Genomic DNA, 17,564 nt, shown 5'->3' on the forward strand with positions numbered 1-17,564 from the left:
ATGCAAGGACATTGATACGATGAACGTTGCTGAAGCCGTCACCAGCCGCCGGTCGATCCGCGCCTTCACCGACGAGCCGGTCAGCCTGGAAACGCTGCGCCGTGTGCTCGATCGGGCTCGCTGGGCGCCATCCGGTTGCAATTTCCAGCCCTGGCAGGCCACGGTTCTCACCGGCGAACCGCTGAAGCGCCTTCAGGCAAAAATGCTGGCGAGCGAGCCGCAGGATCCTATCGAGTACAGCTTTTCCGAACCGCAGCAGTCACCGCGTCACCTTGCCCGATTGCAGGCGGTCGGCGCAGCCATGTACGGTGCACTCGGCATTGCGCGCGAAGACCGGGCCGCACGTGACGATCAGTCGCGGCAGCAGCTGCTGTCGTTCGGGGCGCCGGCTCTCCTCGTCTGCTACCTGGAACGCTTCCACACCGCGCCGCAATGGTCCGACATGGGCATGTGGCTCCAGACCATCATGTTGCTGCTGCGCGAGGAGGGGCTGGACTCGTGCCCGCAGGAATGGATGGCGCTTTACGCCCGCCTCATCAAGGAAGAGATCGGCGTATCGGACACGGACTTCATCCTGTTCTGCGGCCTGGCGATCGGCCATCGCGCGCCCGACTTGCCCATCAACCGATTCGATCGCGAGCGCGTGCCACTTGACGAGCAGGTCCGCTTCGTAGGCTTCGACCAGAACCCTGCCTGAACAAGGGGGGGCGGTGCGGACATCATAGACAGTGCTGCTCATGCGCTGATTTGGGGGCTGCGGGAGGCAGGCAGATCGTCCCGCGGCCTCCCGTGCCCGGAAGAGCTTGCCGCACCCAACGTGGAGCCGAACCGGCCCGTACCGGCGGCCTCGAACGCGACCTGCATCTTGTCCATCGATCCGCAGGCCGCGTCGATCGCGCGGGAGAGCGAGGGTGACGGTTGGCCGCCGGTGCCGGGAGGCGCCATTGTCTTTCTCATATCCGGATCAGATGCGGATGCTGAGCCCCAGCCGCACATCGCGACCGGCGAGCGGGGCATAATCCTTCAGGAAGCTGGCATGGCGGCGCGCGACCACGTCGAACAGGTTGCTGGCGCTGAGCGTCAGGCGCAGATCGCGGTTCGGCAGCGGCGTCCAGTCGGCGCTCAGGTTGACAAGTGAGAAGGCGGGGGTCGTGGTCTCGGACCCGGTCACGCGGCTCTGCCGGGTGCTGTGTTCGACCTCGGCGCGCAGGCCGAGCCGATGGCCGCGTCCCTCGATCCCGCCCAGCAGGCGCAGTGGTGGAATGCGCGGGGCGGGGCCGAATCCGTCGATCGTCGATCGTACCGCATCCAACAGACCGTCCACTTTGACCATCAGGCCTGGGCGATCGACGAAGCGCGCCTCGCCCTCCACCTCGAACCCACTATAAGTGGCGTCGCCCTGTGCGAAGCGGAACACCGGCAGGTCGTCGATCACCTGGCCCGTCTCGAACTCATAGATATAGCCCGAAAAGCGCGTACGATAGGCCGACGCATCGAGCCGCCAGCGGGCACCGGACAGGCGCGCGACCAGCTCGACCCCGCGCGCGCGTTCGATGCCGAAGCTGCGATCGCCGATCTCATAGGATTGGGTGCCGATATGGGCGCCGTCGGCCAGCAGTTCCTCGGCAGCGGGGGCGCGGGCGGTGCTCGACAGGTTCAGCCCCAGCTTCACCCCCGGCGTGACCGTCGCGAACGCACCGCCCGCAACCGACGTGGCGGTGAAGCGGCGGTCGAACCCGGCGGCCTGCGAACGGATGCCGGTCCATTCGATGCGCCCGCCGCCCTCGAAGCGGACGGGACCGATGGCGACCTCCTGCAGGGTGAAGACCCCGTTCTGCGTCGTCTCGTTGGGCGGCACGAACGCCTCGGAGCCCACGGCGCGGAAATCGCGGATGAAGGTCTGGACGCCGCTGACCCCCTGCCATTTTCCGTGGGACCGCTGGCGCAATTCCGCGCGCGCCTCGATGCCCGTGTTGGCGAAGGTGGTGCCGGTGACGGGATCGCCCTCGAAATGGACATAGTCCGCATAGCCCGCGCGCAGCGACAGACGTTCGAAGAAGCCGGGCAGCACCACAGACGCGCGCAGGTCGGCCCGCCACTGCTCCGCCTTGATCCGCACCGCTTCCTGCTCAGCGCCGGGCGTCAGATCGTAGCGGATCGGCAGGCCATAATCGGTTTCGTAGCGCGTGATCGCAGCGCCGAGATCGCCGCCGGTATCGATGAAGGCCGCGCCGAGATGGGCAGTGCGGGTGCGTGCGCTGGTGTTGGCGAGACGACCCGACAGGTCGGCGAGACCACGGATCGCGGGATCACTGCTGGCGCGGGCCTGGGCGCGCAGGCGATCGGACAGTACCGGGCCGCCGACGCGCAGATCGCCGGTGTCGGTCAGGCTGCCGCCGCCCGCCACCACGATGCGGTCGGACACGCGCAGGCCGATATTGGTACCGGCGGAGCGTTCGTCGGCGGCCGATCCCAGCGATCCGCGCGCCTGCACCGCGACCGGCGCATCGGGGACGGCTGTGGGGACGCGGCGGTCGAGCACGTTGACGACGCCGCCGATCGCCGATGATCCGAAGCGCAGCGATGCGGGGCCGCGCAACACCTCGATCCGTTCGGACAGCAGCGGGTCGATCGCCACGGCATGGTCGGCCGAGGTGTTCGAGACGTCGAACGCGCCGATCCCGTCGGTCAGTACCCGCACCCGCTCCCCGGCCAGGCCACGCAGGATCGGCCGCGCGGCATTGGGGCCGAAGCTGGTCGACGATACCCCCGGCAGCCGCGTCAGCGCCTCGCCGATCTGCGGGCGCAACGAACGGTCGAGCGCCGCGCCCGTCAGAACCGACACCGGCGATGCGGAGTCGCGGGGATCGCGTTGGAAGACGCCGGTGACGACGATCTCGTCTTGGTCGTCGCTTTCGGCAGCCGGTGGATCCTCGGCGGCCAGCACCGGGGCGGGCAGGGCGGCCAGTGCCGCGCCGGCAAGCAGCCCACGAAACGTCATGCCAGCCCCCGGTTGCGCAGCAATGCCCCGGCGTCGGGCATCCGCCCCCGGAAGGCGACATAGCTTTCCGCCGGATCGCGGGAGTTGCCGCGCGACAGCACCTCGTTCCGCAGCTTCTTCGCCAGGACCGGATTGAATACGTCGCCCGTCTCCTCGAACGCGGCAAAGCCATCGGCGTCGAGCACTTCGGCCCAGGTATAGGCGTAATAGCCCGCCGAATAACCGCCATCGAAGATATGGCTGAAGTGCGGCAGCCGATGCCGCATCCCGACCGCGTGCGGCACGCCCAGATCGGCGAGTTGCGCCTTTTCCCAGGCCAGTGCATCGAAATCGGCGGGAAGCGCGTCCAGCGAATGCAGCCGCATGTCGAGGATGGCCGACGATAGCTGCTGCACGGTCAGATAGCCCTGGTTGAAGGTGCGCGCCTCCAGCAGCGAAGCGAGCATCGCCTCCGGCATAGGCTGGCCAGCGGCATTGCGGGCATGGGCGCGCAGGATCGTCGGATCACTGGCCCAATGTTCATGCACCTGCGACGGGAATTCGACAAAATCGCGCGTGACCGCCGTTCCCGACAGACTGGGATAGCGGACCTTGCTGAACAGGCCGTGCAACCCGTGGCCAAATTCGTGGAACAGCGTCTCTGCATCGTCGAGGCTGATGAGCGCGCGCTCGCCGGGCGCCGGGGGCGTATAATTGCAATTGTTGACGACGATCGCCTGCTGCCCGAGCAGGCTGTTCTGGTCGCGCAGCGAGTTCATCCAGGCACCGGGACGCTTGGTCGGGCGGGCGAACCAGTCGGCATAGAATAGTCCGATCGGCGCGCCGTTGTCCTCGCGAACCTCCCACACCTTCACGCCATCGGCATAGACCGGCACGTCGGCGCGGGGCGCGAACTGGATGCCGTACAAGCGCTTCGTCGTGTCCATCAGCGCGGCGACCATACCGTCGAGCGGGAAATACTGCTTCGCCGCCCCCTCATCGAGATTATAGCGCCGTTGGCGTTCCTTCTCGGCATAGAAGCGCCAATCCCATGGCTCGATCCGCGTCACGCCATCGGCGCTGGCGAGTTTGAGCAGCGCCGCTTCCTCCTCCTGCGCACGAGCGAGCGCCGGGCGATAGACGCGCATCAGCAGGTCGGTCGCGGCCTCCGGCGTCTTGGCCATCGCATCCTGCAACACGAAGGCGGCATGGCTGGGCGCTCCCATCAATTTGGCACGCTCGATGCGCAACTCGACCAGTCGCCGGATGATCGCGGCGGTGTTGTTCTCGTTCGCATTCGCACCGCGATTGTCGAAAGCCGCGAACACCTTGGCCCGCGCGCCACGGTCGGTCGCGACTGTCAGGAAGGGTTCGACCGCCGAGCGAGTGGCCGGGATCAGATAGCCCGTCTTTCCCTCGGCCCTGGCCGCCGTCTCCGCCGCCGCCTTTTGATCGGCGGGCAGGCCGGCGACCTCCGCCGCGGTCAGCAGCACGCTGCTCGCCTTCTGGTCGGCCAACAGCTTCTGGCCGAACTGGACGCCGAGCTTCGCCATTTCCTCGTTGATCGCGGCGACCCGGGCACGGGCGGCCGGGGGCAGGGCGGCCCCGGCGCGGACATAGCGCCGGTGTGTTTCCTCCAGCAGTCGCAATTGTTCCGGATCGAGGCCGAGTGAAGCGCGGTCCTGATACAGCCGGTCGACACGGGCGAACATCGCCGGGTCGAGCGAGGTCTCGTTCGAGAAGCGGGTCAGTTCCGGTACGACCGCTTCCTCGACCGCCTGGATGTCAGGCGTCGCATCGGCGGAGGCGACGTTGAAGAAGGCCGACGACACCCGCGCCAACTGCTGGCCCGAGCGCTCCATCGCCTCGATCGTGTTGGCGAAGGTCGGCGCCGAGCGGCCAGCGGTGATCGCGCGGAAATCCGCCCGCGCCGCCTTCAGCGCGGCGTCGAACGCCGGGCGATAATGCGCCGGACGGATTGCCCGATAGGGCGGGATTCCGTCGGGCCAGTCTCCGAGTAGGGGGTTGGCCGGTTCGGTCGCGCGTAGCGGGGTGTTGAGCAAAGGCAGCATAGCTGCGGACATTAACAGGGTACGGCGGTGCATGAACGTCCTTTGAAGCAAATGGCAATGACCGACCGCAGGGCGGCATCCCTGCGTTACACGATGGGCCGACCGGGCAGCGGATCGATCGCCAGAACGAGACGGCGTTCGCCGGTCGCGCTGATCGGCGGCGAGCGGTGGAGAATGGTGGGCGGGTCGAGCAGCAACCGCCCCTTGAACACGCCCACCGCGCCGGTCGGCACCTCGCAGACCGCATCAGGGGCATCGGTGCGGCACCACTGGGTGCCCGGGCCGACATAACTGCACAGCAGCCGCAGCGTGACGAAGTCGGCGTGGAAGCGGCGGCAGGCATCGGTTTCGATCACCTCCAGTCGCAGCCGCAACCGATCCTCGCCGGTCAACGCGGCATGGCGCCGAACCAACAGTCCGATATCTTCGGCGAGCAGCGTGGCGACCGGATCGGCATAGCCAGCGTCGGCAAGTGCGCTATCGATCGCTTCGTCGGCGGCAAGATCGAGCGACACATCTTCGATCGTGTCGAGGTTGAGGGATGCCAGCGCGGCACGTAGCGCATCAGGCAGCGATCGCCACCAGATGGCTAAGGCGGCATGGGGCCGCGCAATGGCGTCGAGCGAAGCACGATCATGGCCGAACGCCACGATGTCATCGAGCATGGCGAGGTTCATTCGGCCGGCTCCAACTGGCGCTCGCCCCCGGTCGGGAAGGGGTCGCGCAAGCCGGTCCACAGCGCCGGGGTAAAGGCCGCGGCTAGCACGAGGCAGGCGTCCAGCCGCGCGCGGATCTTGGCCGCGTCCATGCCGATGCCGATGAAGACTAACTCCTGCCGACGGTCGCCCCAGATCATGTCCCAATGCTTCGCGAGGAACTCCTCGAACCGGCCGTCATCGGGCCATTGGGGCTTGGGGATTGACGCCCACCAGCGACCCATGCGCGCGGTTTCGGTCTGGCTGCCCGCCACCGCCAGTTCGCCCACCCAGTCGGGGCGCGTCGCCAGCCCGAAATGCCCCTTGGCGCGTACGACATGGTCGAGGGCGCCATCGGTCAGGAAGCCCTGGAATTTGCCCGAATCGAACGGTTGACGGGCGCGATAGACGAAGCTCTCGATGGCATATTCCTCGGTCTCGGGTTGACGATGGGCATAGCCGTACAGCTCCTTGGCCCAGAGCGGGTGACGAGACGCCTTCTCCTCGTCGAACAGGCCAGTGGCGAGCACCAGATCCAGGTCGACGTGTGAATGATCGGCGGGCACGATGACGGCATCGGCGTTGAGGCTGGCGACCAGCTTCCTGACGGTTGCGAACTGTTCGGGCGATACCGACGACGCCTTGTTGACGATCACCACATCGGCGAATTCGATCTGTTCGACCAGCAGGCCGACGAGGCTGCGCCTATCGTCCTCGCCCATCGTCTCACCCCGGTCGGCGAGGAAGCCCTGGCTTGGATAGTCGGCGAGCAGGTTCACCGCATCGGCCACCGTCACCATCGTGTCGAGCCGCGCGACATCGCCCAGCAACACGCCCTCCTCGTCGCGGAAGGAGAAGGTGGTGGCCACCGGCAGCGGTTCGGAAATGCCGGTCGACTCGATCACCAGATAGTCGAACCGCCCCGCCTCGGCGAGCGTCCGCACCTCCGCCAGCAGGTCGTCGCGCAGCGTGCAGCAGAAGCAGCCATTGGTCATCTCGACCAACGCCTCCTCCGATCGCAACAGCGCCGCCTCGCCGCCACGCACCAGATCGGCGTCGATGTTTACCTCCGACATGTCGTTGACAATCACCGCGACGCGGCGCCCCTCGCGATTGGCCAGGATGTGATTGAGCAGCGTCGTCTTTCCAGCACCGAGGAAACCGGACAGCGCCGTCACCGGCAGGCGATCATCGTGCAGGGAAGGGCTTGCCATGTCTGTCATCCGATACGATACAACATTACATAAGCATGAGTTTCAGCCGATGTCCAGTGGCTGCCCGATCCGCGCAGGAGGGAGGTGTCGAGGTTAAAAGCCCGGGATGCCACACGCTCGTCCTTCCACGCGTGCGCCGAATACACCCCTCGCCACCACCGCACAGCCATGGTGGCGTGCACGCACGCCACGATCACCGCGGGTCACGGAGGCGTAAACAGGCTCACTGAAGTGGCCGCTGCGTTGAGCAAGTGGCTGCGTTCGGGAGGAACGGAGTAGCTGCGAAACGGTCGAGATTAGGTCGTCGCAGCGGCGGTTTCACATAGGCCCATAGGCACCTTCCGTTGACGGAGACGCCAGCGTACGCACGAAAAAGCGGATCACGTCATCCCGGTAATAGGCTCCGGCCGGTCCTTCCGGATCATGAGCGACGCCAGGCATCACCAGCTGCTCGACCGGCTTATTTGCACGGATCAGCGCATCGATCATCCGCATACTGCTCGACAATGGCGCGTTCACGTCGGCCGTGCCGTGCATGATCCGCAACGGCCCCGACAGATGCCCTGCGAGCGCAAGGTTTGACCCTGCGGCATAGCCACCCGGGTTGTCGGTAATCCGGCCCATGTCCGGTTCGTTGACCAACGCATCCTCATCAAGCGCGCCCGCTGCACCGGCGTACCCGGCTTTGAAGAAGTGCGGTGCCACCAGCATTGCGCGGATCGCGAAATAACCGCCCCAGCTGTGACCATGGATGCCGACCCGGGTAAGATCCATCCAAGGCCGTATCTTGGCGAGTTGATGCAACCCTGTCACGTAATCCGAAATCTCGCTTTGACCGATCTTGCCATAGGTCGCGTCGCTGAACGCCTTGCTGCGGCCTGCGCTTCCCCGCACATCGATCGCGACGACGACAAAACCAGCGGCGGCCAGCGCCTCGGCGCGGCGCATCATGGTGTTGCCGGTGTAGGTGCGCGAGAGAACCGTCCCGAACGGACCGCCATAGATATAGGCGACGACCGGATAGCGTCGCGTCGGATCGAACCCAAATGGGTGATACAACGCGCCGTGAAGCGGTGTCACGCCGTCAGCCGCCAGAACGCGGATCGGCTCAGGGGGAGTATAGCCGGTCGCGGCAACAGCGCTCGAGTCGGCGATTGTGAGCGACGTCCGGCCGCTGCCATCGGAGCGGATGAGGTCTCGCCTGCGGGATCTGGTCCATGATGAATGGCTGTCGACCAGATACCGGCCTGATGGCGAGACGAGCGCCATGTGGACGCCGGGGTCGACCGACACGGGACGCAGCGCGTCACCCTTCAGGTTTCCGCGATACAGGCGTTCGTCATAGGGCGCGGCAGGATCGGAGGCCGTCACCAGCAGCGTGCCGTCATTGCTCACGCCATCCACCCGGACGACGGGAAACGTACCCCGTGTCACCTGACGGATCAGGCGACCAGCGTCGTCATAATGATAGACATGCCGCCACCCATCACGCTCCGACATCCACAGAAAGCCGCGCCCCGCTGCAAGCGGCACGACTTGCGCACGCCAGCCGCCGACCGCGAAATTCAGGTCTGCGACCTTAGTGTCCCGCCGTTCCTCACGAAGGAGCCGTCGAGCCTGTCCGTCGCGTCCGATGGAAAGGAGGTCGAGCCGTTTGCCGTCACGCGCGAGATGGAGGACAAGCGCGGCGCCGTCGCTACGCCAATCAGCCAGCCACTCATATCCTTCGTCCTGACCGTTCGACACTGGCCGCAATTCGCCGGTGGCCGGATCAAACAGGTGCAGCCGCGCGCTGGCGATCGGCGTACCCACTTTGGCATAGGGGACCATCCTCATCTGTTCGCTCGCGGCGGTGTAATCGACGACCGGAACATGGTGGACCATGCGGCTGTCGATCAGCCACACCGCCAGCCGGCCATCGGGCGACCAGGGCCGTTCGGGCAGCTCCCACGCAAGATCGGATGTCCCGCTACGCTCTATAACCGTACGGCCCGCCGCATCCGATACCGTAAATCCCTCGCCCTGTTGCGATACAATCCGGTCGCGGCCGGGTGATGGAATCCCTCCTGCCAGGAGCCGTACGTCCATACCGCCCTTCTTGATGGGTCGGACGACCGGCGTTGCAAAATCGAGCCGGAATCCATTGCGATCATAGTCGAAAACTAGGCCATGTTGGTCAGACGTCAGGACAAACGGCATCTGCTCAGGAAGTGCCGCATCATGCCCGGTCAGAGCGGCGAGCTGCTTACGCAGTCTGATGGGGGTGATGATCGGACGGCGTTTCTGCCGCGCAGCATCGACCATGACCCAGGTTCCGGCCATCGGGCCGATCGCGTCCCAGAACACGAGCCGCTCGCCATGCTGTAGCCAGCGCGGTGCGATCATGCTGTCGCGGATGGCTTGCGGCCAAGCCTCGACCCGCGCGGCCCGATCGAGCCGCGCGGCGGAATCGTTGAGCGATTGGGCCGAGACGAAGCAGGATAGTCCCAAGGAGGTGGCGACGGCTAAGCAGAACAGGCGGATCATGGGCCCGTTCTAGCTCGTGCTATTGTGTCGTTACCAATATATCATTGAAGCAGTATTGAGACGGAAACGATCATGATCGACATACGCCAATTGCAGTTGTTCGTGTCGGTTGCCGAGGAGCTGCATTTTGGTCGGGCTGCCGCCAGATCGGGTATGTCGCAACCGCCGTTCAGCCAGCAAATCCTGCGTCTCGAACGCGAACTGGGTGTCGCCCTACTCCAACGTACCAGCCGCCACGTCACATTGACGTCCGCCGGTATGGCGCTGCTCGTCGAGGCTCGCGCGTTGATCGCCAAGCGGGATCGCATCGTCGATATGGTCAGGAGGACGGCAAGTGGGGACGCCGGAACCTTGCGCATCGGCTTTGCGGCATCGTCTGCCGTGGGTCTCCTGCCAATCATCGTCCGCGATCTTCGCCTCGCCCTGCCTGACGTGAGCTTGCAGATCGACGACCGCGGCGGAATCGACATCGCTGCTGCCATACGCCTCGGCACCCTTGATGCCGCCATCGTTCGGGGGCCGTTCCTCGCGAAAGATATCATGGTTGAGACGCTTTACCGTGATGGCTTGGTGGCCGTGTTGCCAGGGTCGCACCCGCTCGCCGATCGAACCGAACTCAGGATCGACGAATTGGCGGGTGACGATTTCATCCTGTTTCCCCGAATGGGGGCACCGGAATTTTACGATACGATCATAGGTCTTTGCAGCGGGGCGGGCTTTTCGCCTGCCATCGTCCAGGAGGCGAGCGCGTGGCTTTCCGTCGTCGGATTGGTAGAAGCCGGTTTGGGCATAACGATAGCGCCAGCCCTAGCCGCGCGAGGCTGCCCGCAGGACGTCGCGGCGATACCGGTTACAGGCACATCCGACCGGACCGAACTCCTGATCGCCTACCGACAAGGCGAACGGCATCCGTTGGTTGCCCGCTTCCGTGACATCGCTCTGCTAGCGATGAAGACAGGAAGGTTTCGCCTCGAACCGCCTTAGATTTTTATGAGCGGCGTTGAGGCGGTAGGTTGACCTTGGCTGTATGTGCATTGGTAGCATGAACGAATGGCAGATTGCAGAGATGCCGACACAAGCTTCAAACGACCGCAACTGGGGTGAAAGCGCTGTTCCATGCCAAGACGCTTTTAGCGAAGTTAGGCCGTCTCCGAAACTCGCGCATACCGCATAGGCGGCATGCCGACGTGCCGGGTGAAGGCCGTGCTGAACGTGCTGGCCGATCCATAGCCGACCTCCGCGGCGACCTTACCGATCGCGAGACCGCGCGTTCGCAACAGGCGCTTCGCCAATGCCATCCGCCAGGTGAGGAGATACTCGATCGGCGGTATGCCGACGATGCTGGTGAAGCGCGCAAAGAAGGCAGAGCGCGACATGGCTGCTTCGGCTGCCAAGTCCGTGACCGTCCACGGATGCGCAGGGCGCGCATGCATAGCCCGCAATGCGGTGACCAGTCGTTCGTCGGACAGGCCCCGCGCGAGGCTCGGCATAGCGGCGGGACTGGAGCCACAGCGCAGGGCCTCGATCAGGAGGACTTCGAGCAAACGCTCCAGCACCAATTCACGCCCGGGCCTTGCCTTACGGGTCTCGTCCCCGACCAGGTCCATCAATGTGGCCAGCCGCGGCTCATCACGTGCCACCACCATCGCCGGTAGCAGCGACACAAGCAGAGCGGCGTCTGGCGACGCGAAACTGCAAATCCCGACCTGCATGCGCAAATTGACGGGCTGATCGGCTTGTCCGATGCGGAACCGGCCCTCACCGATCTCGGTCGGGCTCATGACGGCGCCGTACGGCGGTGGGTCCATGCTCTCGATGCCTTCGATGGCGCGATCGCCAGTGGCCGGCAGCAGCACGAAGTCGCCGGCCCGTACAATGACCGAGGCTCGGCCGGCGTTCACCACCCGGCATTCGCCTTCCAGCACCGCGAAATAGACAGGCTTGCCCTCGACGTCGCGGCGGATGCGCCAGCGCCCGGCATATTCGACGAGTTTCGAGAAGCTCGCGGAGGGCCGCAGCAGGGTCACGATCTCGGCCAGCGGATCGATGGTCATATCAGGACGATCGCCAAAGAAGTCAGGATTGCCAACCATAGGCAGTCTTTATCGTGGAAACCATCTTTGGCGCTCCCACCCTCGTCAATGGAGCAAGACATGCCCAACGTTCTCATCACCGGCTGTTCCTCGGGCTTCGGTCTCGAAACCGCAAAACTGTTCCTCGACCGCGGCTGGCGCGTCGTCGCGACGATGCGCACGCCTGATCCGGGCCTGCTGCCGTCGTCCGACCGGCTCACCATTCTGCCGCTCGACGTCACGGATCACGACAGCATCGCCAGTGCGGTCGAGCAGGCGGGGCCGGTCGACGTGCTCGTCAACAATGCCGGTTTCGGGGCCGCAGTCCCGATCGAACTCATCGCGTTCGACACGGCGCGCCAACTTTTCGAGACCAATACGTTCGGCACGCTCGCAATGATGCAGGCGGTCTTGCCGGCTTTCCGCGCGCGGCGATCCGGCGTGATCATCAACGTGACCTCGACCGTCACGCTCAAGCCGCTGCCGCTGGTCAGTACCTATCGCGCCAGCAAGGCTGCGGTGAATGCGCTCACCGAAAGCCTGGCGGTCGAGATGCAGCCGTTCGGCGTACGGGTTCACATCGTGCTGCCCGGCCGTTCCCCGACGACGCAATTCAGCGCGAGTGCGAGGCCGCACCTGCGCGGTCTCGATAATCCCGACTATAAGCCATTGATCGAGGGCATGATCAAACAGTTCCAGGAGGACACGGGGCCGGTCACCCATGCTGAAGACGTTGCAGCTGCCGTGTTCGAGGCCGCGACCAACCCGTCCGCACCGCTCAAGATCCCCGCTGGCGCAGATGCGATCGCCTGGATGGCGGACGCCGCCTGACGTGTGAAACCCGGCGGCCGGCGGGTACCCACCCGCTGGCCACCGGGCCGCAGCCCGAAGATCAAGCGGAAGCGAGCCGGACTGCCGTCTCGCGATAGTCGTGCAGGGGCCGGCCGAGCATGTTAGCCAGGCGCTCGCGGTCGCTGGTCTTCGGGATCATCCCGTCGCTGACATAGCGCTCGGCCATCAGCCGCATCTCATAGGCCATCCAGCGCGGCATGAACGTCGCCATATTCTGTTCGAAGCCGCTGGGATCGTTGCCGCCATAGGCGATGGGGCGGCCGAGGACGTCGGACCATATCGCTGCCACGTCCTCGCCGGTCAGCGTCTCGGGACCGACCACGTTGATCGTCTCGATCGGCAGTTTGTCGGGTGCGCGGTCACGCCGGATCAGCTCAATCGCCGCGACCTCGGCGATGTCGCGCGCATCGACCATGGCCACGCCCTTGCCGCCGATCGGCATCGGATAGACACCGTGCTGAAGGATCACGTCCTTCACCATCGCTTCGTTGTCGATGAAGTAGGTCGGACGCAGGATGGTGGCACCGAAGTTCATCGCCTCGAGCATCCGCTCGGCACCCGATTTCACTGCGAAGTGGGGTACGTTGACGGCGCGGTTGGCATCGAACACCGAGAGATAGACGACGCGATCGACACCGGCCTCTCGCGCGACGTTGAGCGTGACGATCGCCTGGGTGAATTCGTCGCCGGTCACCGCATTGAGCAGGAACAGCGTCCTTACGCCGACAAAGGCCGCGCGCAGGGAGTCGATATCGAGCAGATCGCCCTTGGCAACATCGACGCCGGCCGGAAACGCCGCTTTGGCAGGATCACGGGTGAGGACGCGGACAGAGGCGTCGCGAGCGACGAGCTGTTCGACGACATGGCGACCGACGCGTCCGGTGGCGCCGATTACGAGGATGGTCATGAGGCTTCTCCTTGGGTCTTGCTGACCCGAGCAAGATGCGTGATCCATCGTACGGCAAATAGATACGCAATCTGGACGCGCCGTCTCATGGGTGGAACGATATGGACCTGCTCGCGCTCGCCGATTTTACGCTGGTCGCCCGCCATGGCGGCTTTGGCAAAGCCGCGCGCGCCGCACGCAGGCCCAAGGCGACGCTGTCGCGCCGCGTGTCGGAGCTGGAGGCCGCGCTCGACCTGCGTCTGTTCGAGCGCGGCCAGCGCGACCTCAAGCTGACCGAGGAGGGCCGGGCGCTGGCCGAAAGGGCTGGCGCTCTGCTCTCCGAGCTTGAGGAGACGACGATCGAGATCGCATCTGGCAGCGCGATGGTCCGTGGAAGCCTCAGGATCAGCGCGCCGCTTCTCTTCTCTCAGACCGCGATGGGGCGGCTGGCGGCTGGGTTCGCGCAGCGCCATCCCGATGTTCGGCTAGAGGTCACGACCGACGATCGCGCGGTCGACATGATCGAGGAGGGCTATGATCTCGTCATCCGCGTGAACCCGGCAGCGGACGATGCGCTGGTGGGCCGGCCCTTCCTCCACGACCGACTGGTCATCGTCGCTGCCCCTGACCTGTCGCCGCTGGCAAGCGGCATCTTTCCCGCTGTGGTGCGCGACCGCGACGTCGAGAGCAGCTGGACGATCGACACCGCCGATGGGCAACGCGCGATCGCGATCGATCCGGTGCTCCGATTATCCTCGCTAGTGATGATCCGGGATGCGGTGCGCCTTGGTGCCGGCGTGGCACGCTTGCCCCTCTCGCTGGTCAGCGGGGACATCGCACGAGGGCGCTTGATCGCGTGGGGTGATGTCCCGGCCACACGCGTCGCGCTATGGGCGCCCTATCCCTCGCGACGCCTGCTGAACGTCAGGGTGTCGGCGTTCTTGAAGTATCTGCGGCAGTCCTTTCCGAACGGGACGGCCGAGGAACTCGCGGCCTATCTGGATGATCGGTGCTGACCGTCAGCGGCTCGCCGATCACCATGCCTCGCCTCGGTCGCCGCGCACATGGTGATGCCGACCGCCGCGGTTTATTGCGCCGCCAAACATGCTGTGCTCGCCATCACTGAAGGGATGCCGCAGGAGCATGATGAGGTCCGCTCGACTTTGATCTCGCCGGGCGTAGTGGCCACCGAGCTGGGGCATGACATCACCGATCCCGAGATTTCGGCGACACTGACGGGGTGGCAAAAGAAGTCGCTGATGCCGGACGCGATCGCGCGAGCCGTTCGCTATGCCATTGAGCAGCCGGAGGGTGTTGACATCAATGAGGTGATCGTTCGCGCGACCGCAGCGGACATGTGACTGTTTGGGCGTGCCGGTGCCGTAGCGGGCACGCCCAAACGATCGGTTCGCCTCCATTAACGAGCGGCAAGTATTAGGGAGCAAGGTGGATATCGAGACCGACTGGGTTTGGTCATGATCGCATAGGAGGCCATTGCGACCATCAACGCGCCATCAGCATCTCTTCCAGATCGGTTCAACCGACTATGAATGCGGCCGAACGCCGGACCGTAAAGACAGCTTGTCCGTTCAGCGTTCCTGATCTTGCACTGCTTGATGGATATCGCCGACCATGCCCGACCATTCCGCATCGCCCATATTGCAGCCCGTCCAGATAGGTGACCTGTCGCTCCGCAACCGCATCGTCATGGCGCCGTTGACGCGCAGCCGTTCGAATGACGACGGGATTCCGCCCGCTTTCGCTGCCGACTATTACGCCCAGCGCGCTGACGCTGGGATCATAATAAGCGAAGCGACCAACATCTCCCCACAGGCGGTCGGCTATGCGCTGACACCGGGCATCTGGAACGATCAGCAAATCGAGGCATGGCGCCCGATCGTGCAGGCTGTCCATGATCGCGGCGGCGTGATGTTTCTTCAATTGTGGCATACTGGCCGCATCTCACATCCGGACCTACAGGGTGGGGAGCTGCCGGTCGCGCCATCTCCGATCAAGCCGGTCGGACAGGCGTTCACCAAGGAAGGGATGAAGGACCACGTCACGCCGCGCGCGCTTGAAACCGACGAGATTCCTGGCATCGTCGAGGATTATCGCCGCGCCGCCACCAACGCCAAGGCGGCAGGGTTTGATGGGGTCGAAGTCCATTCGGCGAACAACTATCTGCTTGAACAGTTCGTACGCGACAGCACCAACCGGCGGACCGACCGCTATGGCGGGTCGATCGAAAACCGTCTGCGCTTCCCCCTTGAGGTCGTCGACGCGGTCGTCGGCGTTTGGGGCGCAGGGCGTGTCGGCATCCGATTGTCGCCAGCGACGACAATGCCCGGCGAGACGCCGCTCGACAGCACAGTGATGGAAACCTTCGGCACCTATGTTGATGCGCTGTCTCAGCGCGGCCTGCTCTATGTCCACGACATCGAGGGCGTGACGCAGCAGACACGTGACGCAGATGGCGTTGACTTTGCCGCTTTGCGCAAGTGCTTCAAAGGGACTTATATCGCGAACAACCAGTACACGCTCAAGCTGGCCGAGGAGGTTCTTGAGCGTGGCGATGCCGACCTGTTCAGCATGGGGCGGCCGTTCATTGCCAACCCCGATCTCGTGGATCGCCTGCGCACGGGTGCGCCGCTTGCAGAGGCGCCAAAGGAATATTGGTATGGCGGCGGGTCTGTCGGCTATTCCGACTGGCCGACGATGCGCGGCAACCCGGATCGCGGCTGAGCCATCCCTCACATCAGAGCGGGCTTTAGGATCAAGCCCATAGCGCGGGTTGATCGCGACAGGCAATCCGAGATTCGGTGAGCGGGATCGCTGGTGTAGCGACGTTCGGCGCAGGGGTGGTTGGGAGACCAGCCTCCGCGCCAACGGAGTTGAAGTTTGTGCTGCTTCTGTACGATGTTGGCGCGATCCCGCACACGCCCGCCCGATACCAGATCCTCGATGCGAACTTTGACCACATCACAGCCGCGTAATTTGCTATCGATAGCAAGATCGAACAGCGCTCGATCACGTAATCGCCGGTGTTGATCAAGCCAAAAGCGAATGGCCCAAACCTGCTGCTGCTTAAGCGCCTGCTTGGCACCAACCAATCGGCCCTCATCCCAAGGGCGAAGTTCGCGGAAGGCGGGGCCCATTGCCGAGTGGCCCACCGCTTTTCTCCATTGCGCCGAGTCGGTGCCAACATCATAATCGAGCGCGCTAAATGCGCGGTTTGGGAACCTAGTGGAGGTTCGTTTCACGTTTTAGCGACAGGTGGCAACCGGATGGCTTTATCACCCGACTATTACGCCGTTCTCGGGGTGCCATCGACGGCCAGTCGTGACACCATTCACTCCGCGTGGAAGGCGCTGCTCCGTCAATATCATCCCGATGCCAATCATGGTGTGGATGTTTCTGCTCGCGCGAAGGAGATCAATGAGGCGTATGCCGTTCTAGGAAAGAACGAAGCGCGCGCCGCCTACGATCGCTTACATATCAAGCCGTCCGCTCATCAATCCAGCGGGGATCGCCCGGTTCATCCGAGGAAAGCCGGCAGGCGCCCTATACGACCTAACCCGTCCATGCCGCCCAGCGGTAGTTTCTCGAAGCCGCTAGACACCAACGACTGGCTGGTCGGCCTTTTTCTGTTGATCCTCACCGCCGCCCCGTTGGCTACGATCCTTGTTCTGTATTACGAGGAGCCTGGTTCGGCATCTACGGCTCGACATAACGTGGCCGTTCACCGCGTTCCTTAGCTTGCCGCCAAAGCCGTCCACACGTCATCGGGCACGCAGCGCGAACGTCGATAGCCTGCCTCCTGGAAAGCGGCCTGAGTTGGGGAGCAGAAAAAGGGTCACGAATGTTTGATCCGGAGCCTTAGTGGCATTGAACAACGTCATTCAACTGAGACGGCGGCCTCGGCCCCATTCCACTTGCCTGCCAGGCCCGGCAGCTCCTCGAGTTGGCGCACATTGCTAAATCTGCCACGCTGATCCCGATATGTTACGATCTTAAAACCATGCCCTCTCAATTGGGGCACGGCATCCAGTTCCGCAGCGGTCGCGTTATTCAGGTTAATTACCAACGTCTCCTATTGATCCATATGAACGAGCGGTGCTGGATGGCGTGCCAGCGATTGCCAGACCGGCGTTGGTTTGTCGGGCGGTAGGTCAGCGGCTATGCCTACGTGGTGTTATCCCTATGCGGGTATCACGATATCGGCCCGCGCATCCTTCGGAATACCGCCGTGCCGGACCATTGGTGCAAC

Annotated in this window: 14 protein-coding genes and 2 pseudogenes; 7 read left to right on the top strand and 9 right to left on the bottom strand. The window is 64.4% G+C overall.

What is annotated here, in order from left to right; translation table 11 throughout:
* Positions 1-19: 19 nt before the first annotated feature.
* The gene (locus tag NZL82_RS08850) at positions 20-697 is read left to right on the top strand and encodes a nitroreductase (protein WP_261269396.1); all 678 of its coding nucleotides are present in this window, start codon (positions 20-22) and stop codon (positions 695-697) included.
* A 267-nt stretch (positions 698-964) separates the two neighbouring features.
* Here NZL82_RS08850 and NZL82_RS08855 read toward each other — a convergent pair whose 3' ends face one another.
* The 5 genes from NZL82_RS08855 to NZL82_RS08875 form a co-directional block, all read right to left on the bottom strand.
* Positions 965-3,001 (bottom strand): TonB-dependent receptor, encoded by a 2,037-nt coding sequence (locus NZL82_RS08855; protein ID WP_261269397.1) that lies wholly within the window; start codon positions 2,999-3,001, stop codon positions 965-967.
* The gene (locus tag NZL82_RS08860; protein ID WP_261269398.1) at positions 2,998-5,064 is read right to left on the bottom strand and encodes a M3 family metallopeptidase; all 2,067 of its coding nucleotides are present in this window, start codon (positions 5,062-5,064) and stop codon (positions 2,998-3,000) included. The genes NZL82_RS08855 and NZL82_RS08860 overlap by 4 nt, the downstream gene beginning before the upstream one ends.
* Positions 5,065-5,138: 74 nt before the next feature.
* Positions 5,139-5,729, bottom strand: a complete 591-nt coding sequence (locus NZL82_RS08865; RefSeq protein ID WP_261269399.1) for a DUF1826 domain-containing protein — start codon at positions 5,727-5,729, stop codon at positions 5,139-5,141.
* Entirely contained in the window at positions 5,726-6,961 is a 1,236-nt protein-coding gene (locus NZL82_RS08870) for a GTP-binding protein (RefSeq protein WP_261269400.1), read from the bottom strand. Before NZL82_RS08870 ends, NZL82_RS08865 begins: the two co-directional genes overlap by 4 nt.
* A gap of 318 nt (positions 6,962-7,279) precedes the next feature.
* Positions 7,280-9,487, bottom strand: coding sequence for a prolyl oligopeptidase family serine peptidase (locus NZL82_RS08875; RefSeq protein WP_261269401.1), 2,208 nt, complete (start codon positions 9,485-9,487; stop codon positions 7,280-7,282).
* Positions 9,488-9,559: 72 nt separating this feature from the next.
* On the opposite strand from NZL82_RS08875, the gene NZL82_RS08880 reads away from it, so the two are divergent.
* Entirely contained in the window at positions 9,560-10,471 is a 912-nt protein-coding gene (locus NZL82_RS08880; RefSeq protein ID WP_261269402.1) for a LysR family transcriptional regulator, read from the top strand.
* A 155-nt stretch (positions 10,472-10,626) separates the two neighbouring features.
* On the opposite strand, the gene NZL82_RS08885 is transcribed toward NZL82_RS08880, so the two are convergent.
* The gene (locus NZL82_RS08885; RefSeq protein ID WP_261269403.1) at positions 10,627-11,541 is read right to left on the bottom strand and encodes an AraC family transcriptional regulator; all 915 of its coding nucleotides are present in this window, start codon (positions 11,539-11,541) and stop codon (positions 10,627-10,629) included.
* Between the two features lie 99 nt (positions 11,542-11,640).
* On the opposite strand from NZL82_RS08885, the gene NZL82_RS08890 reads away from it, so the two are divergent.
* Complete coding sequence (locus NZL82_RS08890) at positions 11,641-12,390, top strand: SDR family oxidoreductase (RefSeq protein ID WP_261269404.1); 750 nt, start codon at positions 11,641-11,643, stop codon at positions 12,388-12,390.
* Between the two features lie 61 nt (positions 12,391-12,451).
* Here NZL82_RS08890 and NZL82_RS08895 read toward each other — a convergent pair whose 3' ends face one another.
* The gene (locus tag NZL82_RS08895; RefSeq protein WP_261269405.1) at positions 12,452-13,318 is read right to left on the bottom strand and encodes an SDR family oxidoreductase; all 867 of its coding nucleotides are present in this window, start codon (positions 13,316-13,318) and stop codon (positions 12,452-12,454) included.
* A 101-nt stretch (positions 13,319-13,419) separates the two neighbouring features.
* Here NZL82_RS08895 and NZL82_RS08900 point away from each other — a divergent pair, with 101 nt between their 5' ends.
* From NZL82_RS08900 to NZL82_RS08910, 3 genes and pseudogenes are all read left to right on the top strand, one after another.
* The gene (locus tag NZL82_RS08900) at positions 13,420-14,313 is read left to right on the top strand and encodes a LysR family transcriptional regulator (protein WP_261269406.1); all 894 of its coding nucleotides are present in this window, start codon (positions 13,420-13,422) and stop codon (positions 14,311-14,313) included.
* Between the two features lie 36 nt (positions 14,314-14,349).
* Positions 14,350-14,658 (top strand): annotated as a pseudogene (locus NZL82_RS08905) (SDR family oxidoreductase); the annotation flags it as partial.
* A gap of 271 nt (positions 14,659-14,929) precedes the next feature.
* Positions 14,930-16,039, top strand: coding sequence for an alkene reductase (locus tag NZL82_RS08910; RefSeq protein ID WP_261269407.1), 1,110 nt, complete (start codon positions 14,930-14,932; stop codon positions 16,037-16,039).
* 161 nt (positions 16,040-16,200) lie between these two features.
* Here NZL82_RS08910 and NZL82_RS08915 read toward each other — a convergent pair.
* A pseudogene (locus NZL82_RS08915) lies at positions 16,201-16,452 on the bottom strand (integrase); the annotation flags it as partial.
* On the opposite strand from NZL82_RS08915, the gene NZL82_RS08920 reads away from it, so the two are divergent.
* On the top strand, positions 16,342-17,052 hold the full coding sequence (locus NZL82_RS08920) for a J domain-containing protein (RefSeq protein ID WP_261269408.1): 711 nt from the start codon (positions 16,342-16,344) through the stop codon (positions 17,050-17,052). The pseudogene NZL82_RS08915 and the gene NZL82_RS08920 overlap by 111 nt on opposite strands.
* A gap of 140 nt (positions 17,053-17,192) precedes the next feature.
* On the opposite strand, the gene NZL82_RS08925 is transcribed toward NZL82_RS08920, so the two are convergent.
* On the bottom strand, positions 17,193-17,381 hold the full coding sequence (locus NZL82_RS08925; RefSeq protein ID WP_261269409.1) for a helix-hairpin-helix domain-containing protein: 189 nt from the start codon (positions 17,379-17,381) through the stop codon (positions 17,193-17,195).
* Positions 17,382-17,564 lie beyond the last annotated feature (183 nt).

The organism is Sphingomonas sp. LC-1 (assembly GCF_025371035.1).
GTDB classification, from domain to species: Bacteria; Pseudomonadota; Alphaproteobacteria; order Sphingomonadales; family Sphingomonadaceae; genus Sphingomonas; species Sphingomonas sanguinis_E.